Consider the following 4,908-nt stretch of genomic DNA (forward strand, 5'->3'; position numbering starts at 1 on the left):
ACATCACGCGATAACACTGAAATCTTTTCATATCCAGTATAGTTTTTAGTCATTACTGAGATGACGTAAGGTTCCTTCGCATAAACAATGCCTACATCATGAGCCAAGTCATATAAATCACCAATTTTATGACCTACTGGCACTGGTAAGTACTTCGGAATCCGCTGATTATCATAATTTGTTGATTGCAGATAACGCGGCGCCTTACCACCTTGTCGATAAATCGCTTCAATCAGTTTAGCATTATCTTTTGCACTTACTTTCCCCCACGAGGTCCATTGTCGACCAACTACCTTGCTAATTTCTTTCTTCATTGCAGAGCTGTATTGATTACCGCCATAATAGCCTAAGAAATTGGCACCTTGGTTATCTGACTTTTGTATCGTCCATTTTAAAATTGTATCAATCGGGAAATATTTACCCCAAGGTTCATACTGTAATACGCCAGCACCCCACGGTTGATAGGATAACGGCATATTATTAATGGCACGTTTGTTTTCATAACGACTGCTATATTTTATTTTGCCACTATTAATCATCTTTTGTGTGTAATAAATCGCAGGTAATTTCCCTGTACTTGCCGCAGTGAAATTAGTGTTACCATGCATCGTTGCTGTTTTTCCGTCCGATAAACGACGGACATAAATGCCATAATTTGGTGAACGGTATTTGCTATTTAAGAGCTTTTGCACTTTTTCCATTTTCTTATCATCTTCTTTAATACTACTTTTTGGCAGCCATCCAAGGCCGTTAACCTTATAAAAAACACCTTTTGGCGTTATAGCTGATTCTGTTATTTTAACAGCACGCCCTTTGTTTTTGGCAGTAGTTCCCACATATCGTGAGCCTTTATACAGATAAGGTTTTGTATACAGCGCAGCCGTACTGCTGGTGATATTCCCCGCAATCGACACTTTTTTATAGCTTTCTTTTGCCAATGCTTTAAAACCATTTGCATTGACCCATACCATTTGTTTATTCGCTAACGTTATTTGATAATAGGTTGCACCACCGGATTGCGCTTGTTTTTTCACGACATAATCATTGTCAATATACCCCTGTGTTTTCGACAATATGCGGCTATTTTTACTAAGGTAAGGTGCCGTAAATACATTATAATTACCACTCGTTAATTTCATATTTTTATTCAACGTTTTGTAAATTGGTCGATCAAGCTTAGTAAAACCCTTTGTATTGATCCATCCTGCTTTACCCTTCCCGTACACAATATAATAATAACGGTTATTGCCTGAAATGGCCTCTTGCTTAACTGTATAATCATTACCAACATAAGCCGTACTGTTATCGATTGTCTGATAACCTTCATATCCATACGGCTTCGAATAAATCTGGTATGCTTTTTTCTGCAATCGGACATCAACATCTACTTTAACGTAATTTTCCGTTATACTTTTTGTTGTGGTTGAATTTGCTTGAACAGCTATTGGCTGATTTACACTCCCCATAAGGAACCCTACCACAAGTAGCCCTACCATCAAATTTCGCTTCATAAAAGTCCCCACCTTTTAAAATAGTTGTCTATCTCTTATTCACTTATAATATACCACGATTTGTCATTTTTCTTACGCCCATCAATCAAATAACATTAAATTACAATTTCAAACATTTGACATTTATTAGTCACCATCTTATGCTTAGTGACGAAGGAGTGGTTTTTTTGAAAAATGCCTTACTAACGAACGAACAAATTTTAGCTACAACAGAAAATTTATTGCGTCAAAATGGCGTTACAAAAACAGCAGTCACTGATGTTGCAAAAGCTTTAAATGTCAGCCATGCCACAATTTATAATTATTTTCCCAATAAAAAAACGCTGCTCGCGAAAGCAACGGAAAACTGGTTACAAGTGGAGATAATTAATCACCTTAAAGATATACCCAGTGCAGCTGATACTCTTTCAGTGGAACAGCATCTTTATCGCTATATCGATATGCTAATTAAGCTAAAACGCAAATCAGCAACGAAAGACAGCGCTCTATTTGCTATTTATGCAAAAGTCACTGTCTCCGAAACAAAAGTTTTAGCACATCACATTCACCAAATTCATCAACACTTAACACTTATCTGTCAAAGACACCTCACGCTTGCTGATGAGCCATGCCATAATTTAGCACGCTTTATCTTTTCTGCAACAAGTAAATTTCATCACCCGGCACATGCGAATGAGTGGCTTGAGACGGCACAAAGTGATGCTGATTTTGCCAATGTCTGGGCGCATATTCAACCGCTTCTAAACAGTTATCACACACGTTAAGTATTATTTTGCGAATAGTGCTAATCTAGCATCCTCTAAATGAGCAGAATAAATCTGCTCGTTTTGTAAAAGCGTTATTAATTCTGCAGGTTTCCCATATACGAGTCCACCATATGATTGTATCCCCTGTTTATTGATATAGTCTTGTACAGCCTTTAACTGCTTAGTGTGATCATACCCTTGTGTATTGGTACCTGCAGTGATTGCTAAAATATCGGGATTGTCCAATATGTATTGAACTTGTGATTTAAACATTTTTTCTAATAAAGCAGGCTTTTCCGAACGGTCATCATTAATGATATTCGGATATTTTTTTGTGGACACAGGTTGATCCGTGTAATAGCTTACCGTATTATCCACTTTCAAACCAATCGGTAAAATGACACGATTCTTATCTTGCTCATTTTTTGTTTGATTACGAATACCAAGCCAAGCAATATCAATTTCACTGTTTTGTGGTTTCATAAGAGCCAGAGACTCTTTAATTGTTTGATCCTCTTTAAAAGTAACATAAGCAGAAACAATGCTGCTATCAGGTAATTTTTTAAGCTCAGCTATATTTTCTTGAATCATTGATTTCCGTTCATTAGCTGATGAAAGCTCATAAGTCGCTACGGCTGGTTGTGCTTTTTCGGCAAATGAATAAGGTAAACGAGTTAAATCGTGAAATCCTTCTAACTCAGCTGTATTTTTACCTTTATTTATTTTTAGTGTTTCTATTGTTGCTGTATCATTAGAATAGCTAAACTTAGAAGCAAAATCGATTGCAAGATCATACTTTCCAAGCCCTGTTTTTACGACATCCACTTTGTTGACAAAATAACCCGGTATAAATAACTCTGCGTAGACGGTGAAATCAAACATCACTTTATCATCAGGTACCCCCTCTACCTTGAGCGGCACGAGAGCAGTCGGATTATAATATTTTTGATCATACATCGCTTGTATGCCAGGTATAATTAAATAGAAAAGTAGAAGCCCTACACAGACAACAGCACCGATAGGAATCAATGTCATACGCATAATTTTTCGACTCGTTTGTTTTTTTAGACGAGCGACATCGATAGCTTTTTCACCTAAAATCTCCTTATCCCAGTCTTCATCATTCTCCAATAAATAATCATTTATTAATTCGTTTTTTTCAATTTCAGCTTCGATGGATTCCTTCTCTGCAGGTGTGACCTCACCTTTACGATAGCTTTCAAATAATTCTTTAAAATTTTTCATAAGGCTCCAACTCCTTTCGTAATTTTTGACGCGCTCTAAAAAGAGATACCTTTACCGTACTGTAGGGTATTTCCAAATAATCAGCCACCTCGTTTAATTGATAATCACAAAAATAATGCAATATGATCATTTCTTTATGAGGTGAGCGTAATGCCAACACACAACGATAAAGATTCTGATACCGTTCCTTTTCAATAAACTGATCAAGATTATCCCCCTGCACTACCTGTCCTAACAACGGTACTTTCGACTGATAACGCTTCTTTTTACGATACTCGTCGATATAAAGATTTTTACAAATACGAAACAGCCAATATTTGTATTGTTCTTGGTACTTTTGTTTACCATATAATGCGCGATAAAACGTTTCGCTTACTAAGTCCTCGGCCATTTGTTTATGCTGACTCAATGAATAGGCATACAAATATAATTCTCGATAGTACGTTTGATAATATTTTTCCAACTCGCGTTGTGGCACTACTTCACCCCCTATTCAATAGATATACGAATAATAGCTTCAATGGTTACAAAAAAACAAAAGATTTTAGCTCTTTAAAAACCATCCTTCAAAATCAAAGGATGGCTTAGTCTACTTTTTTAGTTATATTTAGTGTTGGACTTTCTTGCTTAAGGATAAACGGCACTTTTTCTGTTTGATAATCTATCCGTGCTGTTATGTTCCCCTCTACTCGGGTCATTGCTTTATAGGCGACCTGTCTAATCATTTCCAGCTGTTTATGATTGTTTTTAAACGTAATTCCTTTTTGCCGTTTCAAAGCCGCGTCAAAATCAGCACGATACTGTAAAATACCTGTCCATTTCATACCCAGCAAATGAATATGATTCCACTCTGGAAAAGATGTATTATGGTAAAAGACTTCTTTTGTCTCTAAAGCAATAAATTCCTGACACCAACGTTTGTTATTGATAATAAAACGCATCGCCGGCACATTATTTTGTAACATGATGTCCTTAAACGCTTGTTGATGCTCAGGTTCAACAGCTAGATGTTCAACAATTTGTAATCCTGCCTTCACAAACCATTGCTCATTAGTAAGCCAAAAACCGAGCGGCACCAGCATTTCTTCACGCCTGATAGTGACATTCTGATTAAAAGGTAATTTTTCAAAAGCCTGCTTATCTTTGGCCTCCATTAAGCATAACAACGTCCATTTTGTTTTTGTTGACTGTTTAAAAAAGACCGTTGCAGTATACCAACGATAAGTAATAGCGCTGTTTAATAGGAGTGTTTTTTCAAAAGCCTCTTTGTACTGCTTTTGTTCAACTTTTGTTTCAAAGTAAAGGGTGTCGATGATATAGAACATAGCCCTCATTCCTCTGTTTTAAAGTATAGTCGTCTCACCCTCATTATAGGATAAAACAAAATAGAGAGCAAACCTGATATA

5 protein-coding genes are annotated in these 4,908 nt (G+C 36.5%); 1 reads left to right on the plus strand and 4 read right to left on the minus strand.

The window, feature by feature from the left end; all coding sequences use genetic code 11:
* The coding region (locus tag IKV95_RS05240) for a class A beta-lactamase-related serine hydrolase (RefSeq protein WP_287451475.1) at positions 1 to 1,511 on the minus strand (1,511 nt) is incomplete at its 3' end.
* 167 nt (positions 1,512 to 1,678) lie between these two features.
* On the opposite strand from IKV95_RS05240, the gene IKV95_RS05245 reads away from it, so the two are divergent.
* Positions 1,679 to 2,275: a TetR/AcrR family transcriptional regulator gene (locus IKV95_RS05245; protein ID WP_176717591.1), complete on the plus strand. Its 597-nt coding sequence runs from the start codon at positions 1,679 to 1,681 to the stop codon at positions 2,273 to 2,275.
* Between the two features lie 3 nt (positions 2,276 to 2,278).
* Here IKV95_RS05245 and IKV95_RS05250 read toward each other — a convergent pair whose 3' ends face one another.
* From IKV95_RS05250 to IKV95_RS05260, 3 genes are all read right to left on the minus strand, one after another.
* Positions 2,279 to 3,502: an anti sigma factor C-terminal domain-containing protein gene (locus IKV95_RS05250; RefSeq protein ID WP_287451476.1), complete on the minus strand. Its 1,224-nt coding sequence runs from the start codon at positions 3,500 to 3,502 to the stop codon at positions 2,279 to 2,281.
* Positions 3,489 to 3,980 (minus strand): RNA polymerase sigma factor, encoded by a 492-nt coding sequence (locus tag IKV95_RS05255; protein ID WP_069120519.1) that lies wholly within the window; start codon positions 3,978 to 3,980, stop codon positions 3,489 to 3,491. Before IKV95_RS05255 ends, IKV95_RS05250 begins: the two co-directional genes overlap by 14 nt.
* Before the next feature lie 106 nt (positions 3,981 to 4,086).
* A complete protein-coding gene (locus IKV95_RS05260; protein ID WP_069128617.1) occupies positions 4,087 to 4,827 on the minus strand; it encodes a hypothetical protein in 741 nt (246 codons plus the stop codon).
* Between the last annotated feature and the right edge of the window lie 81 nt (positions 4,828 to 4,908).

The sequence above is a fragment of the Brochothrix sp. genome (genome assembly GCF_017549435.1).
Lineage (GTDB): Bacteria > Bacillota > Bacilli > Lactobacillales > Listeriaceae > Brochothrix > Brochothrix thermosphacta.